Origin of the sequence: Ochrobactrum sp. Marseille-Q0166, assembly GCF_014397025.1 — a bacterium.
GTDB lineage: Bacteria > Pseudomonadota > Alphaproteobacteria > Rhizobiales > Rhizobiaceae > Brucella.
Genome location: NZ_JACJUO010000002.1, coordinates 1,381,308 through 1,400,398 on the forward strand (window position 1 = coordinate 1,381,308; position 19,091 = coordinate 1,400,398).

Here is a 19,091-nt window from a genome sequence, read left to right on the forward strand (position 1 = left end):
CATAACAACCACTGTTTGGTCTTATATTTACTTAGCCAAATGCAAGCTGATTTGAAGCCCCTTCAGAGGATCGGAAATCAACCTTTCTGATGTTTTCAATATTCTTTTCGAAAGGCAGAGTTCCGTAAATTTCCGGGTCAGCATCCACATCAAAAAGTGCTGTATAGCCGTTTCTTAAATACAGCTCTTTGGCTTCCGGCTGCCTGAAACCAGTGGTCAGATAAACCCGCTTATACCCCTGGCGGTGTGCCTGCGCTTCCAGTTCTTCAAGCACTTTCCTGGCGAGCCCCTGTCGGCGCAGATCGCTATGCGTCCAGATACGCTTGAACTCTGCTGTCACATCGTCGTAGCGCATGAATGCGCCGCCACCGATTGTCTGACCGTCACGGAGCAACAGCAGGAAATTGCCGTGAGGAGGCGCGAAGGCTTCCGGCGGATATTTGTTCATTTCGGCTGCTGCACCCTCTTCATTGAAATAGGTACCGTAGCGCGTGTCATACTCGATTGTCAGAGCCTCGATCAGGGGCACCGCACGAATATCTGTGGTTGAAGTATAGAGAAATTCATCCGCCATGATGGGCCATCCATATAAAAAAGTCGTACAATCTCAGATAAGAGAGGCTTCGGTCAGTCGAACCCAAAAAAGCGCGGCTGGAAGGAGGATTTCATCGTTGAAATTGTAATTAGGGCTATGCAGGCCTGCGCTGTCGCCATTGCCGACGAAAAAATACGTTCCCGGCTTTTGTTCGAGCATGAAGGCAAAATCCTCGCTCGCCGTACGTGGCCGGAAATTTTCGATAACGGTGCCATTGGGGAATGTTCTCAGCGCGATCTGTCGGGCAAACTCCGTCTCGGCTGTTGCGTTGATCACCGCAGGGAATCCCCACTGATAATTGATATCCGCAACCGCACCGTAGCTTTCGGCCTGTAAACGCACGACAGCTTCAATTCGCCGCCGCAATTCTTCGCGCACGGTTTGCGAGAACGAGCGGATGGTGATGCCAAGATCGACATGTGCCGGAATGACATTCAACGCATCGCCTCCATGAATGGAGGCCACGGTCACCACACCCATGTCAAGCGGATCAAGATTGCGCGCGACCACCGTTTGCAGGGCTAGAACAATCGATGAAGAAACCACAACCGGATCGACCGATTTGTGTGGTTCTGCGCCATGGCCGCCACGTCCGTTCACGCGAATTCTTGCCCGGTCCACTGATGCCATTGCGGGGCCGGTGACAAAGCCGAACTTTCCTGCGGGTACACCTGGCCAGTTATGCAGACCGTAGACCGCATCGCAAGGAAAGCGCTCAAAGAGACCATCCTCAATCATGCTTCGGGCACCTGCCCCGATCTCCTCAGCGGGCTGGAAAATCAGATGCACCGTGCCAGAAAAGCGACCGGACTGGGCAAGATAGTGGGCCGCAGCCAACAAAATAGTCGTATGTCCGTCATGACCACATGCGTGCATCACGCCGGAGTTGGTGCTTGCGTAATCAAGGCCAGTCGCCTCAATGATCGGCAGCGCGTCCATATCCGCTCTGATGCCAATGGTCTTGCTGGAGTTGCCACGCTTCAATGTGCCAACCACACCCGAACCACCAATGCCGGTTGTAACGTCATAACCCCACTGACGTAGATAATCCGCCACCAGAGCAGAGGTACGTGTCTCCTTAAAGGCCAGTTCCGGGTGCGCGTGAAGGTCGCGACGCAACGCGATAAACTCATCAATAATCGAGGCAAGGCCTGCCTCGATTTCGAGTTTGCGGTTTACGTCTGGCGACCGCTGAATGTTCATGCGGCGCCTTTCTGATTACCGGTCTGGACCGGCTTTGCATAACGGCTCTCAGGGTGCTTCAATCCGAGATTACCGCGCAGCGTATCGTGTTTCAGGTTGCCTTCATGATAGCCGCGCTCTTCCAGAATTGGCAGAACATGGGTAATGAAATCATCCAGTCCTTCGGCAATCACCGGGAAACCAAGGATGAAACCGTCAGCCGCCTTCTCCTCTTTCCAGAGAATGATTTCGTCTGCAATTTTCTCTGCCGTGCCAATGAAGGATGTGCGTGGTGTCGCGATATTCAGTGCCACTTCGCGCAGGCTGAGATCGTTTGCAGCGGCATCACGTTTGATGCGATCGGTTGTCGAACGGAAGCTGTTTTTACCAACATCACCAAGATCAGGGAAAGGCGCATCGAGATCATAGGCGGTGAAATCATGGTGGTCGAAGAAACGTCCGAGATAAGATAGTGCTTCGTGAACACTTACGAGATTTCGGATCGTTTGATATTTCTCTTCGGCTTCAGCTTCGGTTCGTCCAACAATGGGGCCGATGCCCGGATAAATGCCGACATCGTCCTGCGAACGCCCATGGGCAACCGCGCTTGCTTTGATCTGCGCATAAAATGTCTGGCTGTCCTTGATGGTGCCCGCATTGGTGAAGACGGCATCCGCGTGTTTACCCGCAAGCCCTACCCCCGCTTCGGAAGCGCCAGCCTGAAAGATGACGGGCTGGCCCTGAGGTGAGCGCTGGATATTAAGCGGCCCTTCAACCGAGAAGAAGCGCCCTTTGTGATCAAGGCGGTGAAAACCTTCCGGTTTATAAAATTGTCCGCTTTCGCGATCGCGAACGAAGGCATCTTCATCCCATGAATCCCACAGACCTTTGGTCACTTCGAGATATTCATCGGCGATTTCGTAACGGAGCGCGTGCTCGGGATGTGGTTTGCCATAGTTGCGCCCTGACCCTTCGAGTGGTGATGTCACCACGTTCCAGCCCGCGCGCCCGCCTGAGATGAGATCAAGCGATGCGAACTGCCGGGCGATCGTAAACGGATCGCTATAGGACGTTGAAACCGTGCCTGCGAGACCGATGCGTTTTGTGTTTGCCGCGAGCGCAGACAGGACAGTCAAAGGCTCAAAGCGATTGAGAAAATGTGGAATGGAAATCTCGTTGATGTAGAGCCCGTCTGCGATGAAGGCGAAGCTGATGCCAGCCTCTTCGGACTTGCGCGCCGCATCGATGAAAAACTGTAGGTTCACGCTGGCATCAGCCGGACCGGATGGATGTTTCCAGGCATTCATATGTCCGCCTGCACCCTGCAGCATCACACCGAATCTAATCTGCTTGGAACTCACTTTTTATTCTCCCTATAGCCAGTGGCTTTGGATCAGGCTGCGATTGCCAGACGTTCGCCTGCCAGGCTTTCGATGGCTGCTAATCTTTGCTCGTGTGAAACGGCGGGGAACTCGAGCACAAACTCTGTCACCCCATATTGCTCGTGCAGCTCATCAAGCTTCTGCTTTACCTGCTTTGCCGAGCCTGCGAGCACATTTGGATGCTTTTCTTCAATCCGATAGTCAGTCTCCCCAGCCTGCCGTGCAAACTCGGCAGCGGCCTCCTGCGTGGCAACCGAAACCGATTGTCCGGAGGCGAGATGAACCTTGAAGATTTTGATTTTCGAAACCGCAGCTTCGACCGCGTCATGGTTCTCGTCAACGACTGCACCCAGCGCCAGAACCGGCACCTTTCCAGTCACATTCCGATAGGCATCGAGCGTCTTCTTTAGATTGGCGGTGTCGCCATTCAGATGACCGGCATAAACAAAGTCCCAGCCGGAATTTGCAGCAAGCAACGCGCTCTCTGGGCTTGCGCCAAGAACAAACTTTTCCGCAGATGTCTGAGGTTTGGGAGTTGCGGCCAGTCCTTCAAACGGACCCGATGCGATCTTGTCACCGCCAAGAAATGCGCTGAGCTGTTCAAGCTTGTTGTTGAAATCAAGCCGCTTTTCGCTGCCCGTTTCCAGCTGCAAGGCCTTGGTTGATAATGGAAGTCCGCCCGGAGCCTTGCCGACACCCAGATCAACGCGCCCGCGCCCAAGTGCCGCCAGAAGATTGAAGTTTTCGGCAACTTTGTAAGGGCTGTAATGCTGCAACATCACGCCGCCGGAACCGATCCTGATCCGCTTCGTCGATGCCAGAAGATAGGCAGCAAGTACTTCCGGCGAAGGCCCGGCCAGCTCATCTGCATGATGATGCTCCGCAACCCAAAACCGTTTGTAACCGGCCCGTTCGGCAGCCTGAGCATAAGAAACGGTATTCGCAAGCGCAACTTCCGCATTGCCGGCCTCTGCTACCGGGCTCTTGTCGAGAAGGCTTAACTGATAGGGCATCGGCACATCCACTTTCGCTGAGCATCGCATTGGGGCGGACCCTTCCGCGCAACGCGCACGAATATGGACCAGCCTCGAATAGTTTCTCGGCTTCAGGACAAAATCTCAAAGTTTAGTCGACTGAAATTGTAGGATATTTAGTAAATTTATTTCGTTCGCAGCGGGATTTTTGAAATTGAGTATTTTTTGCGTTAGAGCGCATCACCAAAAGTGCGAAAAGGTTTTCGGGCAAGGATACGTGTCAGAACCGATAATCAGATCGGCGATCAAATCGTAAAACACCCGATGTCGCGACGATAAATATGACTGCATGGCTCTTGTTTTGATGCTGTCTGTTGGTTAAGAGCGAGCTCGTTAAATCCGGCCGTGCTTAGTGAAGGCCCAACACAGGGAAGCCTCTTCGTGTTCGCTATCAAGTCTCTCCTCGCCGCTTCAGGTTTTGCTGCCGCACTTGCCGTGCAGATCAATCCTGCAATAGCTGCACCAACCAGCTATCCGTTGACACTAGAGAATTGCGGAACAAAAATAACGATCAATAAAGCACCAGAACGTGCAATTGGTCTTGGTCAAAACAGTGCCGAGATTATGCTGCTACTGGGCCTTGAAGATAAAATGGCCGGAACGGCATTCTGGCCGAGCAAGGTGCTTCCAGAGCTCGAAGCAGCAAACGCTAAAGTAAAGCTACTGACTGTAGAGTTTCCGACATTTGAATCGATCCTGGCCGAAAATCCTGATTTCGTAGCAGCCGCTTTGCCAACCCTGGTCGGGCCGAACAGTAAAGTTGCCAAACGCGAAGACTTTGATAAGGTTGGTGTTCCGAGCTATCTGTCGCCAAGTACCTGCTTGAGTACTGCGCAGGTCAAAGATCAATATGGCAGCCGTGACAAGCTTTGGAACATGGATCTCCTCTATAAGGAGATTGACGAACTATCGCAGATTTTCGATGTTGCTGATCGTGGGCAAGCGTTGATTGCCGATTTTAAAACGCGTGAAGCCAAGCTTCGGGCCAGCGTTCCTGCTGATGGCAAAAAACTCTCATATGTCTTTTGGTTCTCAAGCCAGTCGCCATCGGCGGACGCTTATGTAGGCGGCGGCAACGGCGCATCGACTTTTATTGCTGATGTTCTTGGCGGAGAAAACGCGATCAAGGCGGAAGCTGAATGGCCAACGCTTGGTTGGGAAAGCATTATAGCTGCTAATCCGGATGTCATCGTCGTTGCCAATCTCGATCGCAATCGCTGGGAACTCGACAAACCAGAAGCAAAGATCAAGTTTCTGAACACGGATCCTGCTGTTAGCCAGATGCCAGCGGTTAAAAACAAGGCAATCGCCATCATGGACGGTCAGGCAATGAACCCAACCATTCGCACAATTTTTGGCGCTGAACAGGTGGCTGAACAGCTGAAAGCTCTTGGTATCTTAAAGTGACAACTGCCAACCATGCCTTGAAACATTTCGGCGCATTAAGCTTGATACTTGTTGCGTCACTTGTAGCGATTGGATTTGTCGTCGGCGTCAGTGTCGGGATTGGTGATTTGCCGATCCCGCTATCCACTACCTATGCGGCAATAACCAATCGTCTTGGATGGACTTCTATTGAACTCAATCGCATTCATGAGACGGTGATCTGGGATTATCGTCTTAGCCGTGCACTGGTTGCAGCATTTTGCGGTGCCGGTCTTGCGCTTTCAGGCGCAATTATGCAGTCGCTGTTGCGCAACCCATTGGCTGAACCCTATGTACTGGGCATATCGGCGGGCGCATCCACAGGGGCTGTCGCAATCGTTATTATTGGGGTGGGTGCGGGCGCTGTTTCTCTTTCTGCGGGTGCATTTGTCGGCGCATTTGCCGCATTTTTCTTCGTTGCTCTCTTATCGAACGGCACGCGTGGCGGGGCGGACCGGACCATTCTAGCAGGTGTCGCAGCATCACAATTATTCAACGCGGTAACAGCCTATATTGTCACGACCTCGGGCAACGCACAGCAAGCACGTGACGTCATGTTCTGGCTTCTGGGCAGCTTCGGTGGTGTTCGATGGCCAGAATTTTCACTCGTGTCAGTGATCGTTGGGCTCGGACTGCTGGCTTGCCTGTTTTATGCACGCGTGCTGGATGCTTTCGCATTCGGCGATGAAGCCGCTTCTTCGCTTGGCGTGAATGTCGGACGAGCCCGCATTATATTGTTTGCGCTGACCGCAATCATGACAGCAACCATCGTTAGCATGGTCGGCTCCATCGGATTTGTCGGGCTTGTTGTGCCGCATGCTGCCCGCTTCATTGTCGGGCCACTACATATCCGATTGCTACCCGCCTGCGCGATTATTGGTGCGATCTTCATGGTTTTGGCAGATATTGCTTCAAGAGCGCTGGTGCCACAGCAAGTCCTGCCAATAGGCGTTGTCACCGCACTCGTGGGCGTTCCGTTCTTCTCGGTTATCCTCTATCGGTTCCAGCGCGCGTCATGACAATCAAGGTTGATAATCTTACTTGGAAAATCGGGAAAAAGACCATTCTGGATGGTATTTCGTTTGATGCCAAACCAGGAAAAATGCTCGGCCTTCTTGGACCGAACGGCAGCGGCAAAACGTCATTGCTGCGCCTGATTGCTGGCTTGAGACAACCAAATTCCGGCCATGTCTTTCTGGACAACAAGAATATTGGTGGCATTGGAAGGCGCAATATTGCGCAGCGGGTTGCATTCGTCGAACAACATGCCTCGACGAATGCCAATCTCAAGGTGATAGACGTCGTAAAGCTTGGCCGTTTCCCGCACCGCTCAATGTTTTCGGGCTGGACTCATGCAGATGAAGCAGCGGTTGAAGAAGCGATTGAACGCACCGGCATGAAAGCCAAACGCTACGAGCGCTGGCAAAGCCTTTCGGGCGGTGAAAAACAACGTGCACATATTGCGCGTGCTTTGGCACAAAAACCGAAAGAAATCATACTCGACGAACCGACCAATCACCTCGATATCCAACATCAAATGGGGCTTTTGCGCCTGATCTGCGGATTACCCATGACGAGTATCATCGCTTTGCATGATCTTAATCATGCATCGATGTTTTGCGATGAACTGATCATTCTGCAAAGTGGGAAAATAGTGGCTGCCGGAACACCAAACGATGTCATCACGCAGGATGTTCTCAAAGACGTTTTCTCAGTCGATGCGCGAATAGAACATTCAAAATATAGCGACAGACCCCATATTCATTATCTTCGATAACAATTCGCAGGATGCCCATAAGCCAAGGCTTTTCGGGCATCCTGAAAATGGTCGTTATTCGGTTAATTCCGTTTGAGGCTTTGAAGAGTGACCTTTTGTCTTCACAAGCGATATGACGATGCCGGCACCGAGGATTGCGAAGGTTATTCCAAGCGACCACGACGGTGGGAACTTCTCCCACCCCATAAGATCGGCTATGAACATCTTTGATCCGATAAAGATCAGTAGAATAGACAAAGCGTATTTGAGATAAGCGAAGCGATGCAAGATTGCCGACAGAGCAAAGAAAAGCGCTCTGAGGCCTAGAATTGCAAAGATATTCGACGTGTAAACGATAAAAGGGTCGGTCGTGATCGTAAATACCGCTGGAACCGAGTCAACTGCGAAAATCAGATCTGCAACTTCAATCATGATAAGTGCCAGGAACAATGGCGTTGCAAAGCGTACCATCTTGCCCGTCGCACTATCTTTCAAGCGCACGAAAAAGGCATTGCCGTGCAACTCATCCGTGACACGCATGCGTTTACGAGCGAAACGTAGCAGCGGATTGCGGCTCATATCCGGTTCATCGTCTTCTCCAGAAAACAGCATCTTGATGCCGGTGATGATGAGAAAGACCGCGAAAACATAAAGTACCCAATGGTAGTTTGCGACGATAGTGGCACCAAGGCCGATCATGATGCCGCGCAGTACGATCACACCGAGAATACCCCAAAAGAGGACACGGTGCTGGTATTTACGCGGGATTGCGAAGAAACCAAAAATCAGCGCAATTACAAATATGTTATCCAGAGCCAGCGTTTTCTCGACCACGAATGCCGTGAGATATTGTGCAGTCGCTTCACTGCTCATCTGCCACCAGACAAAGCCGGAAAAAGCCAAACCGAGTGAGATGTAGAAAGCCGACATTTTCAGGCTTTCGCCGATCTCAATCTCGTGGTCTTCCTTGTTGAAAACGCCGAGATCAAGCACCAGCAGTGCCAGAACAATGCCGATAAACACCAGCCACATCCAGACCGGAGTTCCCATAAAAAGTGATGTAAAGAGTTCCATATCCGACCTCTGTTCAAATCTTACAAGGTCGGCTTGGTGATACCGGGCTGACCTCGAGTTTTCTCGAAGTGTCCGACATCACGGTTCGTAAAAACCGCCAGAGGGGCCCGGTCCACTGACGAACATGTGGGTGCTAACTGAGTTTTTTCAAGATGCGACTGGCCGCTTTTTGATTTTTAATGCCATTGCGACTGAGCGTCCAAAAAGGCTATACCGAGTTAAATCAACTGTCCGAAGCAGACACTGATTTTCCATTCACGCTCATCTCTCAGGTACAACACAATGGATATTCGCCAGATCGACGATAATTACTCAGTTACCGGACAAATTTCGCCGGATGACGTGCGCGATATTGCAGCTGAAGGCTTTCAGACGATCATCTGCAATCGTCCAGACGGCGAAGAAGGACCAGACCAGCCCACCTTTGCTGAAGTCGCGAAAGTAGCGGAAAAGGCCGGTATCAAGACCTATTACATCCCTGTCATTGGCGGACAACTGACGCAGGAGAATGTCGATGAAATGGCTTCGGCACTTGCCGAAGCCGAAGGCCCAATTCTGGGCTATTGCCGTTCAGGCACGCGCTCTACAAATATCTACGGTATCGTGCAGAACCAAAAGCGCGGATAAAGAAAGATCGCAGGCTATGAGGGCGGTGTTGCCGCAAAGGCATTTGAACAGTCTTTGCAAACATGGTCATCACCGTCCAGTAGCGCGTGGTCCGGAAAAGCGCGGATTTGTGAACTTGGCGCGGCGAACATTGTTCGCCGAGTACTGGCGATAATAGCTCATCGCAGTGCGGGTCGCTGTTGCAATCACACCGCCAGCAACCATCATCCAGCCAACGATCTGCGGCCAGTTGAAGCTTTCAATACCAGTACTCAACGCAACGATGACAACACCGGCCCAAAGAACAGCGGCCGTACGGCGCCAGAAAACCGGGTTTAGTTCGTCAAAAACTGCCTTCCACAGCGAAAGCACAAGACAGGCGAAGAAAACGGCTGCTGCCAAACCGATGTTCAGCAACTCGACCGGAAGCCATTGTTGCGTATTCAGCATATTTTCCATCATCTCATTCCTTCCGCGATCCTCAAATCGACCTCCATGGCCGTTTGCTGCTCAGATTGCGCGGTCTTGTTTCAATTGTGACCATTGAGCTTTCACTTTGTGGTAGAAGCATGGAAATGGCTTCATAATACAGTCACATATTATTGCGTTCACGCGAAATATCGTGTTGAAAACATTCATCTATCTCGGCTGAACTTAAGGTCGCATCGACCTCAAAGCCCTTGATAGATCTGCATATTTTGAATTTAGGGAACTTTGGCAACCATACTGGGCAGCACGGTACAATCGCAAACCGTAACGGCATTGTAACAATTTGATATTGCAGAACTTCTGCGATTAGCTGCGACCGTCACCCAAACGACGCCCTACACGCGAAAGCAGAATAACCGGCAAAATCCCGACAGCCACAATTGCCAATGCTGCAACCGACGCCTCTTCATAGGTTCCACGTGCAGCCTCTCCATAAAGATGCGTGGCAAATGTCTCGATATTAAGTGGGCGCAACAGAAGCGTGGCCGGCAATTCCTTCACGCAATCGACAAAAACCAACAAACCAGCGGCAACAATGGCCGTCTTGGAAAGCGGTAGATGCACCTGGCAGAAGGTAGCGGTCACGCCACGACCAAGCGTACGTGAGGCCTGGTCCAGCGATTGCGGAATGCGCTCCAGACCGGCATCGATGCCGCCCGCAGATATAGCCAGAAAGCGTGCGACATAAGCATAGATGATTGCTGCGCCCGTGCTGATCAGCAGCAGTCCTGTGGAGAGACCAAAAAACGTGCTGAATATCTGATCGAAAAAACGGTCAACTGCACCGGACACGATCATGATACCGATGGCAATCACTGTTCCGGGGGCAGCATAGCCCATGGTCGAGAAGCGATAGAACCAGCGCGAAGCCGCACCCGGAAACAGCCGCATCGCATAGGCCACCATCATGCCAAACAGCAGCACCAGAATGGTAGCGACAGATGCCAGCATCACGGTGTTGAATGCCTCACTGGCCAAACGGGGCGATATGCCCGCAAAGCGCATCCGCTTGACTGCCTCAATGACGAGATAAGTTGCGGGCATGATGAAGCCGATAATGATCGGCACGGCGCAGACGATGAACAGCCACATGCCCTTTACACCGCTCACCTTCAGTGGCTCGAAACCGCGCGAGTGGCGAATATTGGAAGAGAAACGCTGTTTCCGCCTCGCCCATCGCTCGATTGAAACAATAGCCACAACTAACAACAGAAGTGCCAAGGCGAGCTGTGCTGCTCCCGGCAGATCGAAGCGCGTGACCCACGTTGTGTAGATCGAAACCGTCAGCGTCCGCACACCGAGAAATTCGGCAGCACCGACATCGTTGAGCGTCTCCATCAATGCGAGGCTAACACCAACAGCGACCGCAGGACGTGCAAGCGGTAAGCCTACGCGCCAGAATATTCCTCTGCGGCTGACGCCCAATGTGCGTGCCGCTTCAATCAGGCTTGCCGATTGCGTAAGAAACATCGCGCGCGTTGGAATATAAACATACGGATAAAGCACGAAGCCGAGCAGAATAATACAGCCCGTCATTGATCTTACATCCGGCAAGCGAAACTGACGCGGCGTTTCATAACCCAGCACAAAGCGGATCGCACTTTGTATCGGGCCGATGGGATGCAGAATATCAAGATAAGCATAAGCGATAATATAGGTCGGTACCGCTAAGGGCAGCAAAAGAGCCCATTCCAGCATACCGCGTCCACGAAAATCATAGGCCGTCACCAGCCATGCTGCTGAGGTGCCGACAAATGCAGTGATAAGCCCGACGCCTGCCAGAAGAATGATCGTATCAGCAAAAGCTGTCGCGAAGATCGTCGAAAAAAGATGGCTCCATAGGCCGGATGAGCCGCGAAGTGCTTCGATAACCAGTGCAAGCACCGGCAGGCAGACCAGCAGCGCGATCAATCCTGAAAGCCACAACCAGCCTCGCCCCGAACGGGTACGATAAGGCACGGATGATGACGCGGCTTGCACAGGTTCCGGCACTCTTGTCGACCTTCATGTTATAACGCCGGCGCAATGGTTTTGCACCGGCGTCATTTTTACAGTAATAATCAGCTTTTAGTTATCAAAGCCGACTTTGTCGACCAATTCGCTTGCTTGCTTGCGATGCTTGACGATTTCCGAAAGCGGAACCGTATCGATCTTCAGTTCGCCGAAGGATTCAACGATTGGATCAACCGGAGCGCCTGCCTTGACAGGATATTCGTAGTTGGCCTTTGCATAAAGCTGCTGGGCTTCGTCGGATGCAAGATATTCGAGAAGCTTGACCGCTTCGTCCTTGTTCGGTGCGTTCTTGGCAACTGCTGCACCGCTGATGTTTACCTGCGTGCCGCCATCGGCAAAGGTTGGAAGAATGACCTTGATCCCGTCGCCCCATGCCTTCTGTTCATCACCGCTCTTACCCGAGCGCATCAGGCCAACATAATAGGAGTTGGCAACTGCTATGTCACAGATACCACCGACAATATCCTTGGCACCATCACGATCACCACCGGCTGCCTTGCGTGCCAGATTGGCTTTGAGGCCAGTCAGCCATTCTTCAGTCTTTTCTGCGCCGTGATGCGCGATGTAATCGGCGATAAGGGCCGTATTATATGGATGCTGACCAGCGCGAATGCAGATCTTGCCCTTCCACTTTGGATCGGCCAGCTCTTCATAGCTAATTTTGTCGAGCTCAAGATCCTTGTCGGCATAGACGACGCGAGCACGCATGGACAAGCCAAACCAGTTGTCGTTCGCATCGCGAAGCTGCGCAGGAATAGCAGCCTTGAGGGCTGCGGAATCGATCGGCTGGGTAAGCCCCTTATCAACAAAATCAACCAAATTGCCTGCATCGACCGTCATCAAAATATCGGCCGGAGATTTATCGCCCTCGGAAGCAACACGTTCAGCGAGACCATCCTTCAGGAAAACGGTGTTGACGGTGGTGCCCGTCTTTTCCTTATAGGCATCGAGCAAAGGCTGAATCAGGCCTGGCTCACGCGTCGTGTAAATATTTACCTCATTTGCATTTGCAGCACCTGAGAGAAACGTCGCAGCAATGAGTGCAAGTCCAGCACGCGCGATCTTGGGCATTGTACCTCCGAAAATATGGTTCATTTGAAACTATATGGTATGCAACCGGAATATATGAACAGGGTTTTGCAGGGTCAATTGCGCTTAGTTCTAAATATGACCTGTTTACTCATTATTTTGCAAAAATCAGTACTTTTTTCCAATTTATACGGAGGAAAATCGAGTCAGCATTTTCGGGGACATGATAATCCGTCCGCACACGCAGACGCTGTTCGCTTCCATCAAGGCTGATCTGCAACTCTTCTGTTTCACCAAGGTAGATTCGCGTTTCAATTTTTCCGCTTAAAACATCATTATTGGCATCCGACACGATCTCAACGTCGCGAGGTCGGATATAAACGAGAACTTCTCCGGTGCTTGTGAGGTCGTTCGGAGTATCAAAGACACCCAGTGCGGTTTCAATTGCTTTGCCTCGAACAGTGCCTTCAAACGCGTTGAAGTCGCAGAAAAAATCGGCTGCATAACGAGAGTTGGGACGGTTATGCAGGTCTCGGGCAGAACCTTGTTGGACGATTTCTCCAGAGCGCATAAGCACAACGCGGTCACCTGTTGAAAGCGCCTCTTCCGCCTCATGCGTCACGATAATAACAGGCGTACCAAGTTCGCGCAGCAGTCCCATTGTTTCACCGCGCACACGTGCACGCAAGCCGCGATCCAGATTGGAGAATGGCTCATCCATCAACAAAAGATCAGGCTTCGGTGCCAAAGCCCGGATGAGCGCCACGCGTTGTTGCTCCCCACCCGACAACATATGCGGATAACGATCTGCCATCGGAGAAAGACCGACAAGTTTGAGCAATTCATCCACGCGGCTGAGCGCTTGTTCCTTGCGCACTTTGCGAAGGCCAAACAGCACATTTTCGCGTACTGTCAGATGTGGAAACAGCGCATAGTCCTGAAAGACCACACCAATGTTTCGCTTTTCCGGTTCAACGAAGATAGATGGGCCGACGAGCGTTCGTCCGCCCATCATAAGCTGGCCTTCATCGGGTGCATCAATGCCAGCAATAATCCGCAAGAGTGAAGTCTTGCCGCAACCGGAATGCCCGACCAGACAGATGATCTCACCCGGCTGCACATTCAGCGATATTTTGTCCAGTGCGCGCACGGTTCCAAACTGCCGACCAATTCCTGAGAGGGTCAGTGCCGGATTCGTTTCATTACCGAGCTTCGTATCCTGCAGAGTGCGTGCATCCATAGATGAGGCCGAGAGTCCTGTTATCATCAATCCGCATATAAATGCACTTGGACGACTTTGCCAATAAAACCCGACCAAACGCATCAGGCATTTGTCGAAACACCCTTTAAAGCGCAATAGTTTGCTGCACTATCCAGTTGAACTGGCTCGCAAATCGCGCAATTCTCCTCGCAAATCATTTCGTATTCGCATTGCAGGAGTCTGATCATGGGGCCGATCACCGACAAGGTGGCAACCGCCGAGCGTTTGCCGCAAGAAACGAAGGTCGCCATTATCGGCGGTGGTGTGATCGGTGTATCGACGGCCCTCTTTCTAGCCGAACGAGGCATTCCTGTTGCCCTGTTTGAAAAGGGCGAAATCGCAGGCGAACAATCCAGTCGCAACTGGGGCTGGTGCCGTCGGACCGGGCGCGATAGCCGCGAAATGCCGTTGATTGTTGAGAGTATGCGTCTTTGGGACGGCATGAATGAACGTGTGGGTCGCGAAACCGGATTTCGCGTTACCGGCATTGCCTACACTGCCGAGAAGGAAGAGGAAGTCGAGCGCTACGCAGAGTGGATCAAGATTGCCAGCGAGCACGGCATCGAAACACAATTGCTCAACAGCCAGCAGGCAGCTAGTCTTGCGCCGGGACTGACGCGCCCACTCAAAGGCGGCATGATCACGCCGCTCGATGGTCGTGCGGAGCCGCAAAAGGCAGTGCCTGCTTTTGCCGCAAAGGCGCAGGAACTCGGTGCTGTCATTCTGCAAAACTGTGCCGTGCGCGGGGTCGAAACCACCAATGGACGTGTGTCAGCCGTCCTGACTGAAAAAGGCCGCGTGGCTTGCGAAGCGATTGTCGTTGCTGGGGGCGCCTGGTCACGACTGATCATATCGTCGTTTGATGCCCATCTACCGCAGCTCAAAGTGCGCTCGTCCGTCTTCCGCACTGCGCCTATCGAGAGTGGCGTTGAGCCGGCAATCGCATTTTCGGATTTTGCACTGCGCAAGCGGCTTGATGGCGGATACACGGTTGCGAGCCTTGGCGGCTCCATTGCCGACATTGTGCCTGACAGTTTCCGCTTCTTCCGCGACTTCCTCCCTTCGCTCTCAACCGAATGGAAATCCCTGCGGTTTCGTTTCGGTGAGCGATTTTTTGAAGAAGCTTTCCAGTGGAAACTCCGTCCAGCAGATCAGGTCTCGGTGTTTGAAAAAATCCGCACGCTAGACCCAGAACCGCATAGGGCAGCGAATGCAGCAGTGCTGGCCAAACTGAAAGCTGCCATTCCTTCTTTTGCGTCGGCAACGATCGCGCAAGAATGGGCCGGGCTGATCGATACGATGCCGGATGTCATTCCGGTTATCTCCCCTCTACCCGGCATTGACGGGCTGATCGTTGCCACAGGTTTTTCAGGTCACGGCTTTGGCATCGGCCCCGGTGCAGGAAGATTGGTTGCAGATATGGTCCTCGGCGATACACCGGTTGTCGATCCTTCGCCGTTCCATATCTCGCGCTTCTCGGACGGATCGAAAATCCGTATCGAGAACTGGGGATAGCGAACCGGTGTTTAGAGCGGATGTCGCATTGTTTTCGCGCGCATCTTTTCAGATCTTATCGTGATAGGAAACCAGTCCAATGGACTGATTTCCCTTTGTAGGCGTCTCACAGTTTTGGCGATGCGCTCTAAACGGTAATAAACTGAGCCATCATGCCGACATCCTCATGCTCCAGCACATGGCAATGGAACATGAATGGGTGATCTCGCGTCGCTTCCCGATCAAAATGCACCAGCACCTCTGCCTTGCCGTTTATCAGCGCCGTATCTTTCCACCCGGATTGATGCCTCGGCGGCGTTTCACCGTTCAAAGTGAGGATGCGGAACGATGCTCCATGAATATGAAACGGATGTGCCATTTCTTTCGTCGTTAACTCCCAGATCTCCCAAGATCCAAGCTTAACCTCGGCGTCGATGCGGTTCATGTCGAAAGGCTTCTCCGCAATCGCCATCTGAACGCCTGATGTTAAAGCCTGCAACGCAGGTCCGGTGTCGGCATTGCTCCGACCACCATGCATATCATGATCACTCATATTCGCCATGTTGTGACCAGCATTGGGATCGCTCGACATGCCGCCCATCATGAGCTTCATATTATCCGTCATACGTTCATCGAAGAAGTATGAGCGCCTGCGAACAGACAGCTTTTCATCCGGCTGTTGCGGACCATCGAGCTTTGTCGGCAAGGTTTTGATTGCGCCTTCGATTTGGTCATCGATGATGAACTGCATCAAAGACTGATCATCGCCACCATTGTCATCACTGGCTGTCAGCAAGTGGAGCATATCTTTCGATTTGGCGAAATCGACCAACACCTCATAGCGCTCGCCCGGACTGATTGTCAGGCGCTTAACCGGATCAATCTTGCTTATGAAACCGCCATCAGAAGCGATAACTTGCAACGGTTGGTCATCGCTGAGACGAATATGGAAGTTGCGTGCATTGGCGCCGTTCAGAATACGCAACCGAACCACGGAAGCAGGAACACGCGCTTGTGGCGCCATAACGCCATTGACAATAAGTTTGTCGCCGCGAAAGCCATGCATCAGGTCCATAATGTCAGGCTGGTAAACCTTATCGCCATCGATCACCCTGCGATCCTGCAAGACGAGAGGAATATCATCAACACCATAGGTTTGAGGCAATCCGCGTTCCCCATCCTTGCCGTCGCTGACAATCATCAACCCGGCAATTCCCATATGCGCCTGTCGCGCAGTGTCCCCGTGCATATGCGGGTGGAACCAGTTGAACGAAACTGGCTGGTTGACCGTAACCTTCGGCTCCCAACTACTGCCTGCTGCAATAATTTTATGAGGCCCGCCATCGAGAACCGACGGAACAAAAAGACCGTGCCAATGAAGCGTTGTGTCTTCGTCCATTTCGTTATTTACCGAAAGTGTAACCGCTTCACCGTTTTTTAGGCGGACGACCGGCCCGATATAGGCGCCGTTTATCCCGGCGGAGGCCGCGTCGCTGCCTTGCGTGAAAGCATGGCGTCCCTTCTGGACCGTTAGCTTCACCACACCTGCAGCGTCAGGCTCAATTAAAGCTGGAATAGGCAGAACCTGGAATTTTTCTTGTGTACCGGCTGCACCATGCTGCATGTGCTGCTGGTGGGTGTCTTGCGCTAAAGCCTCTAAAGGCCGGACGATGGATAAGGCTGCAGCACTTGCCCCAAGCGCCAAAAGACGACGGCGAGTGATATTCGTCATGATAATTCTCCAGATAAATCTCTATCAACGCGCATTGAAAACTTCGAAATGCGCTCTTGCCGCCGAAGACCGGCAGCGTTTCAGAAGATCAGATCTGGCTGGATATTGGAGGTCGGAGAACGCCGAAGGGGTCGTTGCTGTTCAATGCTGCGACGCGTGGTGGCAGGCCAAACTCATGATCGGGTGTGAACAGAGCAACGCCGGAGTTAAGCTGCATGATGCCGCCGCAACTCATCATGACACAGGCGGCAGATGCCTTTTTGCCATGATCTGTCGGTACTGAATGACCGCCATCATGTTTGGCAATCTTTACAGTCATATGACAGTCAGTAACTGCTGCCGTCAGTGGCAGGTCATGCGCCATGGGATAACAAAATTGAGTTGAAACCAGAAACAGCAACGAGAACAGAACAATCAGCATAACGGAGAGAATTCGCAAAACAGACTGTTTGCGAAAACGCATACCAGTGTTGATGTATCTGAACGCCTGCACAGTCATTGTGATTCCATGTTCTGAATTTCAGCTTAAGGCTGGCTTAAGGCAATTGAAAGGCCATAGCCTTTTCCTTGAAACTACCTGATACATTCATTTTGTTTCGAAAAGAGCACATTCGAAATTAGAAAATTACGTGAGAGCCCTTTTAAGCTTGCGGTTTCGTATTTTGTGGCACTAAGAAGGCAACATCTCGGGCTTCCCCCCCAAATTGCATAGCCCACAAATATGGATATGAAACAATGACTGTAGCTCAAGCAGTTGTTCCGAAGAAAAATTCTGCGCGCCGTGTTTTGGCCGCGAGCATGATCGGCACAACAATCGAATTCTTTGACTTTTATATTTATGCTACTGCGGCGGTAATCGTTTTCCCGCACCTTTTCTTCCCGGCAAGTGACGGTAACTCGGCGCTGCTCCAGTCTCTGGCAACTTTCGCGATTGCCTTCTTTGCACGCCCGATCGGCGGCGCGTTGTTCGGCCACTTCGGCGATAAGGTTGGCCGTAAGGCAACGCTGGTTGCAGCCCTAATGACCATGGGTATTTCCACAGTCGCAATCGGCTTCCTGCCAACTTATGAATCCATCGGCGTATGGGCGGCTCTCCTGCTCGCACTCTGCCGTCTGGGTCAGGGTCTTGGCCTTGGTGGCGAATGGGGCGGTGCAGTTCTGCTCGCAACCGAAAATGCACCGGAAGGCAAGCGTACCTGGTACGGCATGTTCCCACAGCTCGGTGCGCCTGTTGGCTTCATCCTTGCAACGGGTATTTTCCTGATCCTTGCTGAACTCCTGACCGAAGAGCAATTCATGTCATTCGGCTGGCGTATTCCGTTCATCGCCAGTGCCCTGCTGGTTGGCGTCGGCCTCTTCATTCGACTGAAGATTGCTGAAACACCGGAATTCCAGAAGGCTATCGACAAGGCTGAACGGGTTGAAGTTCCAGTCGCAACGCTTTTCAAAAAGCATAAGGCGAGCCTGTTTCTGGGTACCATCGGTGCTGTTGCAACCTTCGTTCTGTTCTATCTCATGACGGTGTTCTCGCTTGGTTGGGGTACGCGTGCCTTGGGCTACAGCCGTGAAGAGTTCCTCATTCTACAGATGATCGGCGTGATCTTTTTCGGTCTCACCATCCCGGTTGCAGCGCTGCTTTCCGATAAATACGGTATGCGTCCTGTGATGATCGTCGTCACTGTTCTGATCGGTCTCTACGGCTTCATCATGGCTCCGCTCTTCCTCAGCGGAACGGCTGGCGTTCTTGCTTTCCTCATCATCGGTTTTGGTCTGATGGGCCTGACCTATGGTCCGATTGGTGCGGCTCTTGCAGAACCATTCCCGACCTCGGTGCGCTATACCGGCGCTTCGCTTACCTTCAACCTGGCCGGTATCCTTGGCGCTTCCGTTGCACCTTACATCGCAACATGGCTCGCAACCCATTATAGCTTTGCCTATGTTGGCTATTACATGACTGCTGCGGCTGTCGTTTCATTGATCGGATTTGCATTCATTTCGTTCAAGCGCGGCAATTAAAGC

Annotated in this window: 17 protein-coding genes; 6 read left to right on the forward strand and 11 right to left on the reverse strand. The window is 52.2% G+C overall.

The window, feature by feature from the left end:
• Positions 1-31: 31 nt before the first annotated feature.
• The 4 genes from H5024_RS17720 to H5024_RS17735 are packed head-to-tail and all read right to left on the reverse strand — an operon-like array spanning position 32 to position 4,172.
• Positions 32-574, reverse strand: coding sequence for a GNAT family N-acetyltransferase (locus H5024_RS17720; protein WP_187548422.1), 543 nt, complete (start codon positions 572-574; stop codon positions 32-34).
• Between the two features lie 33 nt (positions 575-607).
• A complete protein-coding gene (locus H5024_RS17725) occupies positions 608-1,798 on the reverse strand; it encodes a M20 aminoacylase family protein (protein ID WP_187548423.1) in 1,191 nt (396 codons plus the stop codon).
• Complete coding sequence (locus H5024_RS17730; RefSeq protein ID WP_187548424.1) at positions 1,795-3,138, reverse strand: LLM class flavin-dependent oxidoreductase; 1,344 nt, start codon at positions 3,136-3,138, stop codon at positions 1,795-1,797. Before H5024_RS17730 ends, H5024_RS17725 begins: the two co-directional genes overlap by 4 nt.
• A 32-nt stretch (positions 3,139-3,170) precedes the next feature.
• Positions 3,171-4,172, reverse strand: a complete 1,002-nt coding sequence (locus H5024_RS17735) for an MsnO8 family LLM class oxidoreductase (protein ID WP_187548426.1) — start codon at positions 4,170-4,172, stop codon at positions 3,171-3,173.
• Between the two features lie 402 nt (positions 4,173-4,574).
• Here H5024_RS17735 and H5024_RS17740 point away from each other — a divergent pair, with 402 nt between their 5' ends.
• From H5024_RS17740 to H5024_RS17750, 3 genes are read left to right on the forward strand one after another with little or no spacing between them, the layout of a single operon-like run.
• Positions 4,575-5,600, forward strand: a complete 1,026-nt coding sequence (locus H5024_RS17740) for an ABC transporter substrate-binding protein (RefSeq protein ID WP_187548429.1) — start codon at positions 4,575-4,577, stop codon at positions 5,598-5,600.
• A 41-nt stretch (positions 5,601-5,641) separates the two neighbouring features.
• Entirely contained in the window at positions 5,642-6,637 is a 996-nt protein-coding gene (locus H5024_RS17745; protein WP_247875380.1) for an iron chelate uptake ABC transporter family permease subunit, read from the forward strand.
• On the forward strand, positions 6,634-7,395 hold the full coding sequence (locus H5024_RS17750) for an ABC transporter ATP-binding protein (protein WP_187548433.1): 762 nt from the start codon (positions 6,634-6,636) through the stop codon (positions 7,393-7,395). The genes H5024_RS17745 and H5024_RS17750 overlap by 4 nt, the downstream gene beginning before the upstream one ends.
• Before the next feature lie 54 nt (positions 7,396-7,449).
• On the opposite strand, the gene H5024_RS17755 is transcribed toward H5024_RS17750, so the two are convergent.
• Positions 7,450-8,448: a TerC family protein gene (locus tag H5024_RS17755; RefSeq protein ID WP_187548435.1), complete on the reverse strand. Its 999-nt coding sequence runs from the start codon at positions 8,446-8,448 to the stop codon at positions 7,450-7,452.
• Between the two features lie 282 nt (positions 8,449-8,730).
• Between H5024_RS17755 and H5024_RS17760 the strand changes: the two genes are divergently transcribed.
• On the forward strand, positions 8,731-9,075 hold the full coding sequence (locus H5024_RS17760; RefSeq protein ID WP_007879466.1) for a TIGR01244 family sulfur transferase: 345 nt from the start codon (positions 8,731-8,733) through the stop codon (positions 9,073-9,075).
• Positions 9,076-9,144: 69 nt separating this feature from the next.
• On the opposite strand, the gene H5024_RS17765 is transcribed toward H5024_RS17760, so the two are convergent.
• The 4 genes from H5024_RS17765 to H5024_RS17780 all read right to left on the reverse strand — a co-directional run bounded on the left by H5024_RS17765 (position 9,145) and on the right by H5024_RS17780 (position 13,825).
• Positions 9,145-9,516 carry a hypothetical protein gene (locus tag H5024_RS17765; RefSeq protein ID WP_187548437.1) on the reverse strand — a complete coding sequence of 124 codons (372 nt, stop codon included), beginning with the start codon at positions 9,514-9,516 and terminating at the stop codon, positions 9,145-9,147.
• 333 nt (positions 9,517-9,849) lie between these two features.
• Positions 9,850-11,535 (reverse strand): iron ABC transporter permease, encoded by a 1,686-nt coding sequence (locus tag H5024_RS17770; protein ID WP_348770712.1) that lies wholly within the window; start codon positions 11,533-11,535, stop codon positions 9,850-9,852.
• A gap of 75 nt (positions 11,536-11,610) precedes the next feature.
• A complete protein-coding gene (locus H5024_RS17775; RefSeq protein WP_187548438.1) occupies positions 11,611-12,627 on the reverse strand; it encodes a Fe(3+) ABC transporter substrate-binding protein in 1,017 nt (338 codons plus the stop codon).
• A 112-nt stretch (positions 12,628-12,739) separates the two neighbouring features.
• A complete protein-coding gene (locus H5024_RS17780) occupies positions 12,740-13,825 on the reverse strand; it encodes an ABC transporter ATP-binding protein (protein WP_187548440.1) in 1,086 nt (361 codons plus the stop codon).
• A gap of 207 nt (positions 13,826-14,032) precedes the next feature.
• Between H5024_RS17780 and H5024_RS17785 the strand changes: the two genes are divergently transcribed.
• Positions 14,033-15,361, forward strand: coding sequence for an FAD-binding oxidoreductase (locus tag H5024_RS17785; RefSeq protein WP_187548442.1), 1,329 nt, complete (start codon positions 14,033-14,035; stop codon positions 15,359-15,361).
• Positions 15,362-15,488: 127 nt separating this feature from the next.
• Here H5024_RS17785 and cueO read toward each other — a convergent pair whose 3' ends face one another.
• Entirely contained in the window at positions 15,489-17,072 is a 1,584-nt protein-coding gene (gene cueO / locus H5024_RS17790) for a multicopper oxidase CueO (RefSeq protein ID WP_187548445.1), read from the reverse strand.
• Between the two features lie 88 nt (positions 17,073-17,160).
• Positions 17,161-17,571, reverse strand: coding sequence for a hypothetical protein (locus H5024_RS17795; protein WP_247875334.1), 411 nt, complete (start codon positions 17,569-17,571; stop codon positions 17,161-17,163).
• A 236-nt stretch (positions 17,572-17,807) separates the two neighbouring features.
• On the opposite strand from H5024_RS17795, the gene H5024_RS17800 reads away from it, so the two are divergent.
• Positions 17,808-19,088, forward strand: coding sequence for an MFS transporter (locus H5024_RS17800; RefSeq protein WP_187548447.1), 1,281 nt, complete (start codon positions 17,808-17,810; stop codon positions 19,086-19,088).
• Positions 19,089-19,091: the final 3 nt, after the last annotated feature.

Bases quoted from the DNA above. Each gene is read 5' to 3' on its own strand.
- H5024_RS17720 (WP_187548422.1), bottom strand. From the start codon at position 574: ATGGCGGATGAATTTCTCTATACTTCAACCACAGATATTCGTGCGGTG.
- H5024_RS17725 (WP_187548423.1), bottom strand. From the start codon at position 1,798: ATGAACATTCAGCGGTCGCCAGACGTAAACCGCAAACTCGAAATCGAG.
- H5024_RS17735 (WP_187548426.1), bottom strand. From the start codon at position 4,172: ATGCCCTATCAGTTAAGCCTTCTCGACAAGAGCCCGGTAGCAGAGGCC.
- H5024_RS17750 (WP_187548433.1), top strand. From the start codon at position 6,634: ATGACAATCAAGGTTGATAATCTTACTTGGAAAATCGGGAAAAAGACC.
- H5024_RS17755 (WP_187548435.1), bottom strand. From the start codon at position 8,448: ATGGAACTCTTTACATCACTTTTTATGGGAACTCCGGTCTGGATGTGG.
- H5024_RS17760 (WP_007879466.1), top strand. From the start codon at position 8,731: ATGGATATTCGCCAGATCGACGATAATTACTCAGTTACCGGACAAATT.
- H5024_RS17765 (WP_187548437.1), bottom strand. From the start codon at position 9,516: ATGATGGAAAATATGCTGAATACGCAACAATGGCTTCCGGTCGAGTTG.
- H5024_RS17775 (WP_187548438.1), bottom strand. From the start codon at position 12,627: ATGCCCAAGATCGCGCGTGCTGGACTTGCACTCATTGCTGCGACGTTT.
- H5024_RS17780 (WP_187548440.1), bottom strand. From the start codon at position 13,825: ATGGATGCACGCACTCTGCAGGATACGAAGCTCGGTAATGAAACGAAT.
- H5024_RS17785 (WP_187548442.1), top strand. From the start codon at position 14,033: ATGGGGCCGATCACCGACAAGGTGGCAACCGCCGAGCGTTTGCCGCAA.
- cueO (WP_187548445.1), bottom strand. From the start codon at position 17,072: ATGACGAATATCACTCGCCGTCGTCTTTTGGCGCTTGGGGCAAGTGCT.
- H5024_RS17795 (WP_247875334.1), bottom strand. From the start codon at position 17,571: ATGACTGTGCAGGCGTTCAGATACATCAACACTGGTATGCGTTTTCGC.
- H5024_RS17800 (WP_187548447.1), top strand. From the start codon at position 17,808: ATGACTGTAGCTCAAGCAGTTGTTCCGAAGAAAAATTCTGCGCGCCGT.